The 13,761-nt window shown below is 56.5% G+C and carries 12 protein-coding genes; 8 read left to right on the top strand and 4 right to left on the bottom strand.

All coding sequences use genetic code 11. The features are described from left to right. Positions 1–8: 8 nt before the first annotated feature. Both mgtA and OSH04_RS15280 read right to left on the bottom strand, forming a co-directional pair. A complete protein-coding gene (gene mgtA, locus OSH04_RS15285; protein ID WP_060186671.1) occupies positions 9–2,711 on the bottom strand; it encodes a magnesium-translocating P-type ATPase in 2,703 nt (900 codons plus the stop codon). A gap of 134 nt (positions 2,712–2,845) precedes the next feature. Beyond that, positions 2,846–3,064: a hypothetical protein gene (locus OSH04_RS15280; protein WP_009460652.1), complete on the bottom strand. Its 219-nt coding sequence runs from the start codon at positions 3,062–3,064 to the stop codon at positions 2,846–2,848. Positions 3,065–3,456: 392 nt separating this feature from the next. Here OSH04_RS15280 and OSH04_RS15275 point away from each other — a divergent pair, with 392 nt between their 5' ends. Then, a complete protein-coding gene (locus OSH04_RS15275) occupies positions 3,457–5,928 on the top strand; it encodes a bifunctional acetate--CoA ligase family protein/GNAT family N-acetyltransferase (protein WP_026484390.1) in 2,472 nt (823 codons plus the stop codon). A 103-nt stretch (positions 5,929–6,031) separates the two neighbouring features. On the opposite strand, the gene OSH04_RS15270 is transcribed toward OSH04_RS15275, so the two are convergent. Together OSH04_RS15270 and yjgA are read right to left on the bottom strand one after the other, a co-directional pair. Further along, positions 6,032–6,700, bottom strand: coding sequence for an alpha/beta hydrolase (locus OSH04_RS15270; RefSeq protein ID WP_035270496.1), 669 nt, complete (start codon positions 6,698–6,700; stop codon positions 6,032–6,034). After that, positions 6,697–7,251: a ribosome biogenesis factor YjgA gene (gene yjgA, locus OSH04_RS15265; RefSeq protein WP_009460660.1), complete on the bottom strand. Its 555-nt coding sequence runs from the start codon at positions 7,249–7,251 to the stop codon at positions 6,697–6,699. Before yjgA ends, OSH04_RS15270 begins: the two co-directional genes overlap by 4 nt. Positions 7,252–7,318: 67 nt before the next feature. On the opposite strand from yjgA, the gene pmbA reads away from it, so the two are divergent. The 7 genes from pmbA (at position 7,319) to erpA (ending at position 13,677) form a co-directional block, all read left to right on the top strand. Then, positions 7,319–8,686 carry a metalloprotease PmbA gene (pmbA, locus tag OSH04_RS15260; protein ID WP_026484387.1) on the top strand — a complete coding sequence of 456 codons (1,368 nt, stop codon included), beginning with the start codon at positions 7,319–7,321 and terminating at the stop codon, positions 8,684–8,686. A 280-nt stretch (positions 8,687–8,966) separates the two neighbouring features. Next, complete coding sequence (locus OSH04_RS15255; protein ID WP_026484386.1) at positions 8,967–10,070, top strand: TRAP transporter substrate-binding protein; 1,104 nt, start codon at positions 8,967–8,969, stop codon at positions 10,068–10,070. A gap of 330 nt (positions 10,071–10,400) precedes the next feature. Then, positions 10,401–10,829 (top strand): 50S ribosomal protein L13, encoded by a 429-nt coding sequence (gene rplM / locus OSH04_RS15250; RefSeq protein WP_003801836.1) that lies wholly within the window; start codon positions 10,401–10,403, stop codon positions 10,827–10,829. 9 nt (positions 10,830–10,838) lie between these two features. Next, the gene (gene rpsI, locus OSH04_RS15245) at positions 10,839–11,231 is read left to right on the top strand and encodes a 30S ribosomal protein S9 (protein WP_026484385.1); all 393 of its coding nucleotides are present in this window, start codon (positions 10,839–10,841) and stop codon (positions 11,229–11,231) included. 159 nt (positions 11,232–11,390) lie between these two features. Beyond that, positions 11,391–12,455, top strand: coding sequence for an N-acetyl-gamma-glutamyl-phosphate reductase (gene argC, locus OSH04_RS15240; protein ID WP_026484384.1), 1,065 nt, complete (start codon positions 11,391–11,393; stop codon positions 12,453–12,455). Positions 12,456–12,490: 35 nt separating this feature from the next. Continuing rightward, on the top strand, positions 12,491–13,228 hold the full coding sequence (locus OSH04_RS15235) for a DUF6776 family protein (RefSeq protein ID WP_143241235.1): 738 nt from the start codon (positions 12,491–12,493) through the stop codon (positions 13,226–13,228). 80 nt (positions 13,229–13,308) lie between these two features. Beyond that, positions 13,309–13,677, top strand: coding sequence for an iron-sulfur cluster insertion protein ErpA (erpA, locus tag OSH04_RS15230; protein ID WP_003801826.1), 369 nt, complete (start codon positions 13,309–13,311; stop codon positions 13,675–13,677). Positions 13,678–13,761 lie beyond the last annotated feature (84 nt).

Genomic DNA, 13,761 nt, shown 5'->3' with positions numbered 1-13,761 from the left:
TGTCCGACTTAGAACCACTGGCCAAAGCGGCGGATGTACAGCATTTTCATACCCTGTGCGACCAGGCAGTAAGCCAGCAAGGTGCCGACCAGCCATGGGAAGTATTCCCAAGGCAAAGGCTGCAGGCCAACCAGTGCACCGACGCCCGAGAAGGGCAGATAAATACCAATAGCGGCAATCAGGAAGGTCATCAGCATCACAGGCAGGGCTGCGGTGCTTTGGATGAAGGGGATCTTTTGGGTACGCAGCATGTGAACAACCAGTGTCTGCGAGAGCAAGCCTTCAATAAACCAGCCGGACTGGAACAGCGATTGCAGTTCAGGCGTATTGGCGCCAAACACGTACCACATCAGGACAAAGGTGGTGATGTCGAAGATGGATGAGGTCGGGCCAATCCAGATCATGAAGCGGCCAATATTCTTGGCATCCCATTTACGCGGTTTGCGTAGAAAATCCTTGTCCATGCGGTCCCAGGGCAAAGCCAGCTGGGAGATATCGTAGAGCAGGTTCTGAATCAGCAAGTGGATGGCCAACATGGGCAGAAAGGGGATGAAAGCACTGGCCACCAGCACCGAGAACACATTGCCAAAGTTGGAGCTGGCTGTCATGTTCAGGTACTTGATGATGTTGCCAAAGGTCTCGCGGCCTTTGATCACACCTTCTTCCAGAACCAGCAGGTTCTTTTCCAGCAGGATGATGTCTGCCGATTCCTTGGCAATATCCGTGCCGCTATCCACCGAAATCCCCACGTCGGCATCGCGCAGGGCGGGGGCGTCGTTGATGCCATCCCCCAGAAAACCGACGGTGTGACCATTGGCCTGTAGCGCTTTGAGCACACGCGATTTTTGCAGGGGAGTGAGCTTGGCAAAAACCGAGTGACGTTCGACAGCGCAACGCAGATCGGGGTCTTGCATCAGCTCGATTTCAGGTCCGAGCAAAGGCTTGCCGGGCTCCAGGCCCACTTCACGGCAGATTTTCGCGGTAATGATTTCGTTATCGCCGGTCAGCACTTTCACGGCTACACCGTGTTCGGTCAGGGCGGCAATGGCTTGGGCAGCACTTTCCTTGGGTGGGTCCAGGAAGGTCAGCAAGCCTTGTACCGTCATCTCGCGTTCATCCTGGGCTTCGTAACGGCTCTTGGCCTGCTCGATGGAAATACTGCGAGTGGCAATCAGCAAGACACGGAAGCCGTCCGAGTTGTAGCGGTAAGCCATTTTCAGCAAACGGGCACGTTGCTCGGTATCCAGTGGCAAGCGCTGGTCACCGTCTTGTACGTGGGTGGCAATGCTGAGCATTTCCTCCACCGCCCCCTTGCAGACCATGAGCTGCTCGCCTTGCGGATTTTGCACGACAACTGATAGGCGACGACGCACAAAATCAAAAGGCAGTTCGTCGATCTTGCGGTAGGAGCCGATGGCTTGCAGGGCAGAGGGTGTCTTTTCTGCAAAGCGCAGTACCGCCTGATCCATCAGGTTCTTCACGCCGCTTTGGTGCAGGCTGTTGAGCAGAGCCAGTTCCAGAATGCGGGGGCTGTTGCGATCATCCAGACCCAGATGGTGTTCCAGAATGATGCGATCTTGTGTCAGGGTGCCGGTCTTGTCGGTACACAGCACGTCCATGGCACCAAAGTTCTGGATCGCGTTCAGACGTTTGACCACCACCTTGTTCTTGGCCATGGCCACCGCGCCCTTGGCCAGGTTGGAGGACACAATCATGGGCAGCATTTCAGGGGTCAAACCGACGGCAACGGCCAGTGCGAACAGGAAGGCTTCGGTCCAGTCGCCTTTGGAGAAACCGTTGATCAGCAGCACGATGGGCACCATGACCAGCATGAAGCGAATCAGCAGCCAGCTGACGCTGTTAACGCCCCGGTCAAAAGAAGTTTCGGCGCGCGAGCCGACAATGGCTTTGGCCAGCGAGCCGAAATAGGTCTTGGCACCGGTGGCCACAACCACTGCCGTGGCCGTACCGCTGACCACGTTGGTGCCCATAAAGCACATATTGTTCTGTTCCAGCACACCAGCCTGGGAACTGGAAGCAGAGGCACTCTTGCTGCTGACGGCGCTAAAGACATCGTACTTTTCAACAGGCAGGGCTTCACCTGTCAGGGCGGCCTGGCTGACGAACAAGTCGCGGGACTCTATCAGGCGCAGGTCTGCCGGGATCATGTCCCCAGCCGACAGGCGCACAATATCGCCGGGCACGATCTGGCTCATGGGGATTTCGCGCATGACCGTAGCGCTGGACACGGTAGAGCGTCGTTGTACGCTGGCGGTGGTACGAACCATGGCTTTCAGAGCCTGGGCAGCTTTGCCGGAACGGTACTCCTGCCAGAAACGCAGCAGGCCGCTCAAGGTGACCATGACCACAATAATCAGCACGCCGGTGTAGTCCACGTCTTCGCCCGAGCGCATGGGCAAGATGATGTCGGTGACAGCGCTGACGGCGGCCAGCACCATCAGGACCGCAATAAAGGGATTTTTAAAGGCCAGCGCCAATTGAATCAGGGCGTGGGCGGGCTTGTCCCGGGCGACCTCGTTAGGGCCGTATTCGGTCAGGCGGCTCAAGGCTTCGGCGTCGGTCAGGCCATTCAGATTGGCTTGTACAGAGGCCAGGGTCGTCTCCAGGCTAAGCCCGGTTTCGGTGGCCGTGCGCAGCTTGGCGTCGTAGTCCGCTGAGCGCAGTGGCGGACGATGTTGTTGAATGCTCATGTAATGCTCCTGGTGTACAGGCGTGACGGTGCTGTCCATCCCAAGAGATGGACACAGCAGGTCCTGCCGACCGGTTTGAGAGTCGGCAAACTAAAGATAAGAACAAGCGGATTTAGTAAGCGTCAGGCCAGCGTTTAGTGGCTGGGCAAGGTGCAGCGCCACACTCGCGCTGAGGGTGGTTTGTCACTGTCTGCAATCCAGTGAATTTCTGGTTTGCGACTGGCCGTGTTGATACGCCAGGCAATAGCGGGGCGGCGGCCAGGAACAGCGCGCTCGCGAGGGCAAGGTGTGGCAAGATGCGAACCCGACGAGGTCAGGGCCCGGATCGGTCCAGTATGAATAATGCGGTGCATGGTTGACTCCTGATCGTGCTGCGCAAGCCACATCAGCAGACAACCCGGTGGGTCAGTAGCGTCTGAGGGGCCTGTGCAGCATCTTTCTTCGACTGTCTTCGCTGGACATAGTGTGTTTTTTCCTGTCAGAGAGAACGAAAGGTCCTGCTTTCCGAACGGGTGTTATTTTACGACCTGCAAGCCGCTTTGCGACTGGCTTTGCGCCCGTTTTGCCCAGGCATTGGCGTATGGTTGCTATACGAAAGTATATGAATGGCCCGCCACAGGATAAAAACCGGCTGCATGATGCAAGACAGAGATAGCCAGCCAAGTCTCTTTTATTTGTAGACGGCTGTGCTTAAGATGGGAGAATTCATTATTTTGGTGTGTGGTTTTCTTATGGCGGAACAATCATGGCAGCCCTAAGGCATCGTCTGACAGCATTGTTTGAGCCCCGTTCGGTGTTGGTCGTGTCCACCTTGCCTTTGCCCCTGATCAACGAGATGCCAGCCCGATTGGCTGGGCGGATCACGCAGGCACGGATTACAGCCACGCAAGTGCTGGTGCCCGATCGTCTGGAAGGATTGACCGATACACAGCGCCTGGATCTGGCGCTGGTGTGTATCGAGCCGGTGCGTTTGCCACAGGCCCTGGATGCCATCCGGGTGCATAAGCCACGTGTGGTTCTGTTGCTGCCCTCCAATCTGGCCTCCCGCGATCCTATGGAAGACATGGTGTATGCGCGCTCCTGGGCCCGTATCAATAATTGTCTGGTGCTGGGGCCGCGTGCCTTCGGGATACAACGGCCGCATCTGGGCATCAATTTAAGTCACGAGCCGCAAATGGCTCTGGCGGGCCGTGTGGCCTTGGTGTCTCAGTCGCGCTCCATTACCTCGGCCTTGATGGACTGGGCTGAGGATGTCAGCCTGGGTTTCTCTGCCATTGTGTCGGTCGGGGACGAGGCCGTTATCGACGTGCCCGAGGTGCTTGAATATCTGGCCATGGACCCGCGCACGGACAGTATTGCGCTGTACCTGGAGCACACACCTGCTTCTCGTCGTTTCACCAGTGCCTTGCACGCCGTGGCGGCCGTCAAACCTGTGGTGGTCCTGAAAGTAGGCGGTCAGCGTCAGCAGGGCGAGGCCCACGAGGCGGTCTTCAATGCCTTGATGCGGCGTGTGGGGGCGGTGCGCATTCGTTATTTTGTGCAGCTGTTCTCGGCCCTGAAAGTGCTGGTTTACACCCGCCGTCCCAAAGGGCGGCGTATTGCTTTGTTCTCCAATGGGAATGGGGCCGCGCAGATGGCTTTGGATGTACTGGGTTCGGATGCCGCGGTGACCTGCCCGGAGCTATCGCCCTCTACCCAGCGGGCGCTGGATAATCTGCTGGCTCCTGGCGACCAGGTTCAGAACCCGGTGGTCACTTATGTACCACTGACGCCCATGCGCATCGACTCGGTCATTTCTACCTTGCTGGACGATAAGGATATCGACGGGGTGCTGGTCTTGTTGACCCCGGACCCTTTGGCCGATATGCCGGCGGTATCGCGTGAGTTGGCCATGTTGTCGGCCAGTGCTCGCAAGCCCATCATTACCTGCTTGATTGGGGATGCGGATATGCGGCCCCTGCGTCACCTGCTGGATGGGGTGGGGACACCGGCGTTCCGTACCCCGGACACGGCGGCCAATGCCTTTGACCTGCTGGCTCGCTATCACTATAACCAGCACTTGTCGCAGCAAACCTTGCCACCTTTGCCGCTGGGCACCTTGCCAGAGGTAGAACCCGCTCGCGAACTGGTGCGCCAGATTCAAAGCGAGCGACGCGAGGCCAGTGAGCAGGAGTGTCGTGATTTGCTGCGCTACTTCCACGTGCCTGTGGTGGACTTGCGCGTGACGCACGATCAGGGAGAGCCTGATCCCGATGTTCCGCCCATGGGTCTGCGTTTTGAGACCGATGACAAGTTGGGCCCTTACGCTGTCTTTGGTGGGGCCGATCACGCGGATTGGCTTTCCTCATCCTATCCGGCGGTAGAACTGCCACCGCTGAACCGCTATCTGGCGCGCCAGTTGGTGGAGCGTAGTCCCTTGTGGCGCAAGAGCTTGTCCTCGCAATTGACGCCTTTGGTATTGACGCAGCTGTTGCAGGTGCTGGAGCGCCTTTCGGATTTGATGAGCGAGTTGCCCGGCGTGCGCCGTGTGGTGCTGGACCCCATCATGGCGGGCGAGAATAGCCTGTACATCAAGAGCATTTCCATTTCCCTGAGCAAGCAGTCCATGCTGGTACTGCCTGAAACGGCTGGCTATCGCCACATGGCGATTCATCCCTATCCGCGTCACATGATTGAGCGGCGTCAGTTCAAGGATGGGCAGCGCTGGACCTTGCGCCCTATACGTCCCGAGGACGCCGAGGCCTTGCAGACCTTTATGCGTGGCTTGTCGGATGAAAGTCGCTACATGCGCTTTGTGTCCATGCTGCGAGAACTGACTCCACGCATGTTGTCGCGCTACACCCGTATCGACTACGACCGGGAGCTGGCGCTGATCGCTACCGTGCGTTCGCCCAATCCAGATAACCGTAACCATCCCCGTGACGAGATTATTGGCTTTGCCCACTATCTTCGTAATGGTGATGGCCGGGGGGCAGAATATGCCCTGGTTATCGGGGATGCCTGGCAGCGGCGTGGTCTGGGAGTCATCCTGATGGAGGCGCTGATACAGGCTGCCGCCGAGCAGGGGCTGACCTACATCGACGGCTATGTGCTGGCCTCCAATGCGCCTATGCAAGCCTTGATGAAGCGTCTGGGCTTTCAGAACGATGCGGACCCGGAAGACCCCAGCATGCGTCGTGTCTGGCTGGATCTGGGTGAGACCCGTCGCTCGGACTGATGCTCAGCTTGTATTAGTCCATAAAAAAACGCCACTGGTATCCAGTGGCGTTTTTCCTGCATGTGGCCTGACCGCCAGCAATTGGCTCAGGCAGACGTGAAGCCTATTTCAGTACCTGCTTCAGAAACTGGCCAATCGCGCTGATTTCTTCCGGGCAAACAGCGTGGGGCATGGGGTAGACATTCCATTGCACCTGATAGCCCATGGCTTCCAGTTGCTGACGGCTGGCTTCGGCACGTGTCAGAGGCACGACCGGGTCCATGCTGCCATGCGCCATGAATATAGGCGTGTTCTGATTGGCCTGATGACGTTCTTTTTCCACCGCTGCCGCCAAAGGCAGGTAACCGGACAGGCAGAGCATGCCAGCCAGACGCTCTGGCAAGCGCAAGCCGGTTTGCAGCGTCATGGCACAGCCTTGCGAGAAACCGGCCAGAACAATATTTTCCGTGGGAATGCCGCGAGCGTTTTCGCGGGCAATCAGGTTCTGCACTTCGATCTGCGATTGGCGCAGGCCGCTTTCGTCCTCGTGGCGCACCAGGTCCGCCACATAAATGTCGTACCAGGAACGCATGGCCATGCCGCCGTTAATGGTGACGGGCTGGATGGGGGCGTGCGGGAAAATGAAACGAATAGCGGGGGCGTTTTGCAGGCCCAGCTCTGGCACGATAGGGGCGAAATCGTGGCCGTCAGCGCCTAAGCCATGCAGCCAGATAACAGCGTGCTGAGGGTTGGCACCGGTTTCAATCTCAATCGACTCAAGCAGAGGGTTCATGCGGACTCCGAAAGATCTACCAAGGTCTTGATGTACTGGTACAGGGCGCGGTAGTGCTTGCGCTGTGGGTCCTGGCCTTGTACCAATGTGGAATTTTTCTCGGCTTCTTTGCGTGCGGCACGAATCAGGGTGCGCAATTGCTGGATATCGGCGCCGGAAAATTCATTCATGAATTCGGTCAGAGCGTCGTCATCACGCAACAACAGGTCGCGTAGCGCTTCCAGCCTGTGCATGGCACGGGTGTCTTCCTTGGAGCCGTTTTCCCAGACGTCCAGTTGTTTCAGGATCGGTTCGGGTTCCACATTGCGCATCAGCTTGCCCACGTAGTGGATTTGACGGCGGCGTCCTTCGCGGGCCGTCGGGCTGATGCGCTTGGCATCCTTGATGGCAGCCATCAAGGGCTCGCCCAGATCAAGTTGTTTGAGTCGGTCGTCCGAGAGCTCAATCAGGCGTTTGCCCAGGTCGAGCAGAGCGTGCATTTCGCGTTTTACCTGCGATTTGCTGGGGCGGTCGTAACCGTTTTCATCGATTTCAGTGCGTGGACGGGCCATAAGAAGTGAAATAGCAAAGATTGTCGCCAATTGGCTATGATAACCGCCTAACCCTCAAAGAGTAGCAATGAGTCATCCAACTATTTCCCAATTGTCGATCAGCGCCAATCAGTTCCAGTTTTGTGAATTGGTGGATGAAGCGCTGCGGCATGCCAAAAAACTGGGCGCCAGTGATGCTGCCGTCGATATTTCAGAAAACAAAGGTCTGGCCGTCTCCGTGCGCCAGATGGAACTGGAAACGGTAGAGCAGACGCAGGACCGCTCCTTGGGTGTGACCGTGTTTGCAGGCCAGCGCAGTGGCTCGGCCTCCACGTCGGACTTTTCGATCAAGGCGCTGCGTGAAACGGTAGAAGCCGCCTGGCATATTGCCCGCTACACCGCTGAAGATCCTTTTGCCGGGCTGCCTGAAAAAGACATGCTGGCGCAAAGCTATCCCGATCTGCACCTGCATCATCCCTGGCTGCTGGACGCGGATCAGGCCGCCAAACTGGCGATTCGTGCCGAGCAGGCTGCGCTGGAGTTGAGTCCTCTGATCAGCAATTCCGAAGGCGCGTCGGTCGATACGCTGGAAGGGCATTTTGTGATGGGTAACAGCCGCGGCTTTCTGGGGGGCTACCCCTATAGCCGTCACTCGCTCAGCGTCAGCCCCATTGCCGGCAAGGGCGACAATATGCACCGCGACTACTGGTACAGCAGCTCGCGTGACCCTTCCCGCCTGGCCAGCCCCGAGTCGGTTGGGCGTTATGCGGCCGAGCGCACTTTGTCGCGCCTGTCGGCCCGCCGTATCCCGACCGGCCGCTATCCGGTGTTGTTTGAAGCCCCGCTGGCTGTGGGCTTGATCGGCTCTCTGGTGCAGGCCACCAGTGGCTCGGCCCTGTATCGCAAAACCAGCTTCCTGCTGGATTCTTTGGGCAAGTCCGTCATGGCCAAGCACATTGACGTGCTGGAGCGTCCGCATCTGGCTGCCGCCATGGGCAGTGCACCGTTTGACTCGGAAGGGGTGCGTACCTGCGACCGTGATGTGGTGCGTGGCGGCGAGCTGAAAGGCTATTTTCTGTCTTCCTACGCAGGCCGCAAACTGGGCATGCCTTCTACGGGGAATGCCGGTGGTTCGCACAATTTGCTGCTGAGCTCGCGCCTGACTCGTCCCGAGGACGACCTGGATGCCATGTTGAAGAAAATGGACCGTGGTCTGCTGGTAACCGAGCTGATCGGCCAGGGTATCAATTACCTGACCGGCGACTACTCGCGTGGTGCCTTCGGCTATTGGGTGGAAAACGGCCGCATTCAGCACGCCGTGGAAGAAGTAACGATTGCGGGCAATCTGGCCGAGATGTTCGCGCAGATTGTGGCCGTGGGTGCTGATACCTTTGCGGCTGGCTCCAAGCGTACGGGTTCCATCCTGATCGAGCAGATGTCGGTGGCCGGTTCCTGATTTCTGCTGTCTGGAAAACCGGTTTAGCCCCTTATGTCTTGCCACGGGCAAGAGGGCGCTCAATAAACAGATGTTTACGGCCTGAGTTCGGCATTGCTTCCGACTCAGGCCGTTCTCTATGGAGCATCCTTCAGGTGTTTCAGATCAAAGACCCGACAATATAGGGCCGGATTTGCGGGATAATCCGGGCTTTCCCAGCCCCCCATTCGGGGCGCGCCAGTGTACTATCCATAGCATAAAAATATTTCCCAGTTACCGAATACCCACAAGGAGGTTATTCATGCAGCGTCGCTCGTTTCTGAAAAAGGCAGGTCTTGGCGCCGTAGCCAGTACCGCCGCTATTGCTGCTCCTGCTATTGCCCAAAGCAATCCCAAGGTTAATTGGAAGCTGACATCGACTTACGGTCCCGCTACCCCGGCTCTGTTTTCGACAGCCCAGTCGTTTTGCAAGATGGTGGAAGAGGCCTCTGACGGCAACTTCAACATTCGTCTGTATCCTGCTGGTGAAATCGTCCCCGGTTTTGGTGTGATGGACGCTGTTAGCAATGGCACGGTGGAATGCGGCCAGACGGCCTCGTATTACTACTACGGTAAAGATCCTTCTTTCAGCTTTGACACAGCGGTGCCATTTGGTCTGAATGCTCGTCAAATGAATGCCTGGATGCAGGAAGGCAACGGTACCAAGCTGCTGCGTGAGTTGTTTGCCACTCGCAACATCGTCAACTTCGCTTTCGGTAACACGGGTACCCAGATGGGTGGTTGGTACCGCAAGGAAATCAACTCTCTGGAAGACCTGAAAGGTCTGAAGATGCGTACGGCCGGTTTTGCTGGCGAAGTGCTAGCCCGCATGGGCGTGGTGCCTCAGCAAGTGCCACCAGGCGATATTTACCCATCGCTGGAAAAAGGCACGCTGGACGCTGTGGAATTCGTCGGTCCTGTGGATGACGAAAAATTGGGCTTCCAGAAAGTGGCCAAGTATTACTACTATCCCGGTTGGTGGGAAGGTTCGGCCCAGGTTTCGCTGTACGTGAACGACGCTGCTTTCAATGCACTGCCCAAGCAATACCAGTCCCTGATTGAAATTGCTTCGCGTGCTGCGGGCGAGCGCATGATTTGTCAGTACGATGCCCAAAGCCCAGGCGCACTGCGTCGCCTGATCGCCAGCGGAGCTGTCCTGAAATCCTTCCCGCGCGACGTGATGGACGAGTCCTTCAAGACCTCCAACATTCTGTACAAGGAATTCTGCGACAAGGATCCCATGTTCAAGAAGATTCACGACGACTACATGGGCTTCCGTGACGCGATTGTGCCTTGGTTCCGTGTGGCCGAAGGCTCTTACGACAACTACCTGGGCATTGCTCTGGCAAACCAGAAAAAAGGCTGATCTCTGTAGTTGGGACCGGGCAGGGCAGTCTGCTCCGGTTCCACAGGCCAGTCTTGTTAACCCCTGTTTTCCACTTGGAAAGCAGGGGTTTTTTATGGGCTTCCCCTCTATGAGAGAGCTCCTGTTTGTGGCAAAAAACCTGTGTTTTTGTGCAAAACCCTAGTGTTATCCACTATTTATGTTATTATGGCGAGCTATTTGGCAGAAATGCACGGGCGGAATATAACGCCTTGGCAGGGTCAGGTAGAGCTGCCCGGCTTGAAAAAGCGGGTGGATTGTATGGGCCAGGCATGTTGCTTTGACCCAGAATTTTAATATTTAGGAACCATCATGAAGACCTTCGTGGCCAAGCCGCTTGAAGTCAAACGTGACTGGTTTGTGATTGACGCTAAAGGCAAAGTCCTTGGTCGTGTGGCCAGCGAAGTCGCACGCCGTTTGCGTGGTAAGCACAAACCCGAATATACCCCTCACGTTGATACCGGCGATTACATCATTATCATCAACGCTGCTGACATTGCCGTGACCGGTAACAAGGCACAGGATAAGAAGTACTATCGTCACTCGAACTACCCAGGCGGTATTTACGAAACCAACTTCCAAACCATGCAAGAGCGCTTCCCAGGCCGTGCCATCGAAAAGGCCGTCAAGGGTATGTTGCCAAAAGGCCCTCTGGGCTACGCCATGGCCAAGAAACTGAAGGTTTACGCTGGTGCCGAGCATCCTCATAGTGCTCAACAGCCTAAAACTCTGGACATCTAAGGATAGGTCATGATCGGTAACTGGAATTACGGTACGGGCCGTCGCAAGACCTCCGTCGCTCGTGTCTTCATCAAAAAAGGTTCGGGCCAAATCGTAGTCAACGGCAAGCCTGTTGACGAATACTTTGCTCGTGAAACGGGTCGCATGATTGTGCGTCAGCCTCTGGTGCTGACCAACCATGTTGAATCGTTCGACATCAAGATCAACGTGCATGGCGGCGGCGAAAGCGGCCAGGCCGGTGCTGCCCGTCACGGCATCACCCGCGCTCTGATCGACTACGACGAAACACTGAAGACAGCTCTGAAACAAGCTGGCCTGGTGACTCGTGACGCTCGTGCTGTTGAGCGTAAGAAAGTCGGTCTGCACAAAGCACGTCGCCGCAAACAGTTCAGCAAGCGTTAATTCGCCTCGCGACCTGTTTATGGTGCTCAAAAACCCCGGACACGTCCGGGGTTTTTGTTTGCTGGCTACATTTGTCCTGCTTTGCCCGGTCTGGTGCTTGAGAACAGGCAGGACTACGTTAAGATAGAATTTTTGCTCGTCTCTCTTTCAGGAAAGTTCATGGCTACACATAGCGATACCCGGATCAAGGTAGGGATTGTTGGCGGTACAGGTTACACCGGGGTCGAGTTGCTGCGTCTGTTAAGTCAGCACCCCCAGGTAGAACTGGTTGCCATTACCTCGCGTAAAGAGGACGGTGTGCCGGTATCGGATATGTATCCGAACCTGCGTGGTCATGTGGACCTGAAGTTCTCCACGCCGGAAAATGCCAATCTGGAACAGTGTGACGTGGTCTTTTTTGCCACTCCACATGGCGTGGCCATGAGCCAGGTCGAACGTCTGCTGGAAGCGGGTGTGCGCGTCATTGACCTGGCCGCAGACTTCCGCCTGCAAGATACGGACGTATTCCAGAAGTGGTACAAGATGGAGCACAGTTGCCCGGACATCCTGAGCCAATCGGCTTATGGCCTGCCAGAGCTGCTGCGCGACAAGATTGCTCAAGCCAAGGTTATTGGTAACCCGGGTTGCTACCCCACCACCGTCTTGTTGGGCCTGGCTCCCTTGCTGGAAGGCGGCAAGGCGCTGGTTGATACCCAGCATCTGATTGCAGACTGCAAATCCGGTGTGTCCGGTGCTGGTAAAGGGGCTTCGGTTCCCAATTTGTTTGCTGAAGCCAGCGACAACTTCAAGGCATATGGCGTGTCGGGTCACCGTCACCATCCGGAAATTGTGGAACAGCTGCAGCGATTGGCTGGTGGCCCGGTGGGTCTGACCTTTGTGCCCCATTTGGTGCCCATGATCCGAGGCATGTTCTCCACGATCTACGCACGTATCAAGCCCGAAGCCATGGATACAGACTTTCAGGCCCTGTACGAGCAGCGCTATGCCCAGGAAACCTTTGTAGATGTGCTGCCTGCCGGTACTCTGCCAGAAACCCGCTCGGTACGCGCTTCCAACCAGCTACGTATTTCCGTGCAGCGTCCTGGCAATGGCGATCAGCTAATTATTCTGGTGGTGCAGGACAATCTGGTTAAGGGTGCTTCGGGCCAGGCTGTGCAGAACATGAATATCTTGTTCGGTCTGCCAGAACAAACCGGCTTGAATCACGTTGCAATTTTGCCTTAAAGGGAACTTGGTCTTGGTGAACAGGTCAAATGTTTATGGCTGAATCACCGCAAACCAATTCTTCTACTGTCGCTCCTTCCCGTTCGCGGGGCGGGGCGACTACGATTGGGCTGGCCGTATTGCTGGGAGTGTTGTTGGGCGGTGGAGGCCTGTGGCTTTACCGCAGCCTGACTCAACCGGCCGATCAGTCCGAACAAATACAGCTGGCCATGCAAAATCTGGCGCGTAGCCAGCAATCCCTGCAGCAAATTCAAAGTGAATTTGAAGGGCTGCGCGGGCAACTGGTTCTGGAAGAGAGCACGCGCAAGGGTTTGGAAAAGTCCTTGTCGTCTACCCAGGCCGAACTGGCGCAGACGCGCGAACAGTTGGCCTTTTACGAACAGTTGCTCCCACCCGGTCCCAGTGGTTCTGTTACTGTCCGAGCCCTGGACGTTGCGAAAAGGGGTGATTTGCTGGAGTACAAGGTACTGCTGCAACGTAACGCCCCAGAAGGAAAGGCTTTTTCCGGGCGCCTCCAGTTTCAGCTGACTGGGCGGCAAGACGGAAAAAACGTTAAAATCGATCTATCACCCAGTTCCGGGCCGGACTCGGTACTGGCAGAGTCGTCTGTAGAACAGATCGATCCCTTGGTTTTAAACTTCAACCAGTTTCAGCGCGCCATGGGTTGGCTGGCTTTGCCGCCAGGCTTTGAACCCACCGCCTTGACGCTGAACGTCCTGGAAGGAAGCGTTATCCGCGCCTCTCGCCAGGAAAAAATCGCCCAGCCAGACTAATCACCTTACCCGCGGGTGGTCATGTGCAAGGCGATCACATGATAATTATTCATGCCGGCGGGGGCCGGCAGGAGAACCACATGAGCACTCTTACCGAATCCGTTGATCTGCAAGCCCCTCCTTCCCCACTGATCTTTACCGATTCAGCGGTTGAGAAGGTCCGTGAGCTCCTGATTGAAGAAGGTAGCCCCGAACTGAAGCTGCGCGTCTTCGTGCAAGGTGGCGGCTGTTCCGGCTTCCAGTACGGCTTCACCTTTGACGAACTGGTTAACGACGACGACACCATTATTGATAAGGATGGCGTGCAACTGCTGGTTGACGCCATGAGCTTTCAATACCTGGTGGGCGCTGAAATTGATTACAAGGACGACCTGGACGGCGCTCAGTTCGTGATTCGTAACCCGAATGCCACGACTACCTGCGGCTGCGGTTCTTCCTTCACGATGTAAGAAGGCAAGGCTGGCGCTGATTGCTTAGCGCTCCAGGCCTTGGCAAGTTGCTACAAAGTACACCCCAGACTCTGAGTCCAGAGT

It is taken from the genome of Alcaligenes nematophilus (genome assembly GCF_026344155.1).
In the GTDB taxonomy this organism is placed as follows: domain Bacteria; phylum Pseudomonadota; class Gammaproteobacteria; order Burkholderiales; family Burkholderiaceae_B; genus Alcaligenes; species Alcaligenes phenolicus.
Note: the sequence above shows the minus strand (reverse complement) of the source record. Positions and strands in the feature narration are given on the sequence as shown.

Bases quoted from the DNA above. Each gene is read 5' to 3' on its own strand.
- mgtA (WP_060186671.1), bottom strand. From the start codon at position 2,711: ATGAGCATTCAACAACATCGTCCGCCACTGCGCTCAGCGGACTACGAC.
- OSH04_RS15280 (WP_009460652.1), bottom strand. From the start codon at position 3,064: ATGCACCGCATTATTCATACTGGACCGATCCGGGCCCTGACCTCGTCG.
- OSH04_RS15275 (WP_026484390.1), top strand. From the start codon at position 3,457: ATGGCAGCCCTAAGGCATCGTCTGACAGCATTGTTTGAGCCCCGTTCG.
- OSH04_RS15270 (WP_035270496.1), bottom strand. From the start codon at position 6,700: ATGAACCCTCTGCTTGAGTCGATTGAGATTGAAACCGGTGCCAACCCT.
- yjgA (WP_009460660.1), bottom strand. From the start codon at position 7,251: ATGGCCCGTCCACGCACTGAAATCGATGAAAACGGTTACGACCGCCCC.
- pmbA (WP_026484387.1), top strand. From the start codon at position 7,319: ATGAGTCATCCAACTATTTCCCAATTGTCGATCAGCGCCAATCAGTTC.
- OSH04_RS15255 (WP_026484386.1), top strand. From the start codon at position 8,967: ATGCAGCGTCGCTCGTTTCTGAAAAAGGCAGGTCTTGGCGCCGTAGCC.
- rplM (WP_003801836.1), top strand. From the start codon at position 10,401: ATGAAGACCTTCGTGGCCAAGCCGCTTGAAGTCAAACGTGACTGGTTT.
- rpsI (WP_026484385.1), top strand. From the start codon at position 10,839: ATGATCGGTAACTGGAATTACGGTACGGGCCGTCGCAAGACCTCCGTC.
- argC (WP_026484384.1), top strand. From the start codon at position 11,391: ATGGCTACACATAGCGATACCCGGATCAAGGTAGGGATTGTTGGCGGT.
- OSH04_RS15235 (WP_143241235.1), top strand. From the start codon at position 12,491: ATGGCTGAATCACCGCAAACCAATTCTTCTACTGTCGCTCCTTCCCGT.
- erpA (WP_003801826.1), top strand. From the start codon at position 13,309: ATGAGCACTCTTACCGAATCCGTTGATCTGCAAGCCCCTCCTTCCCCA.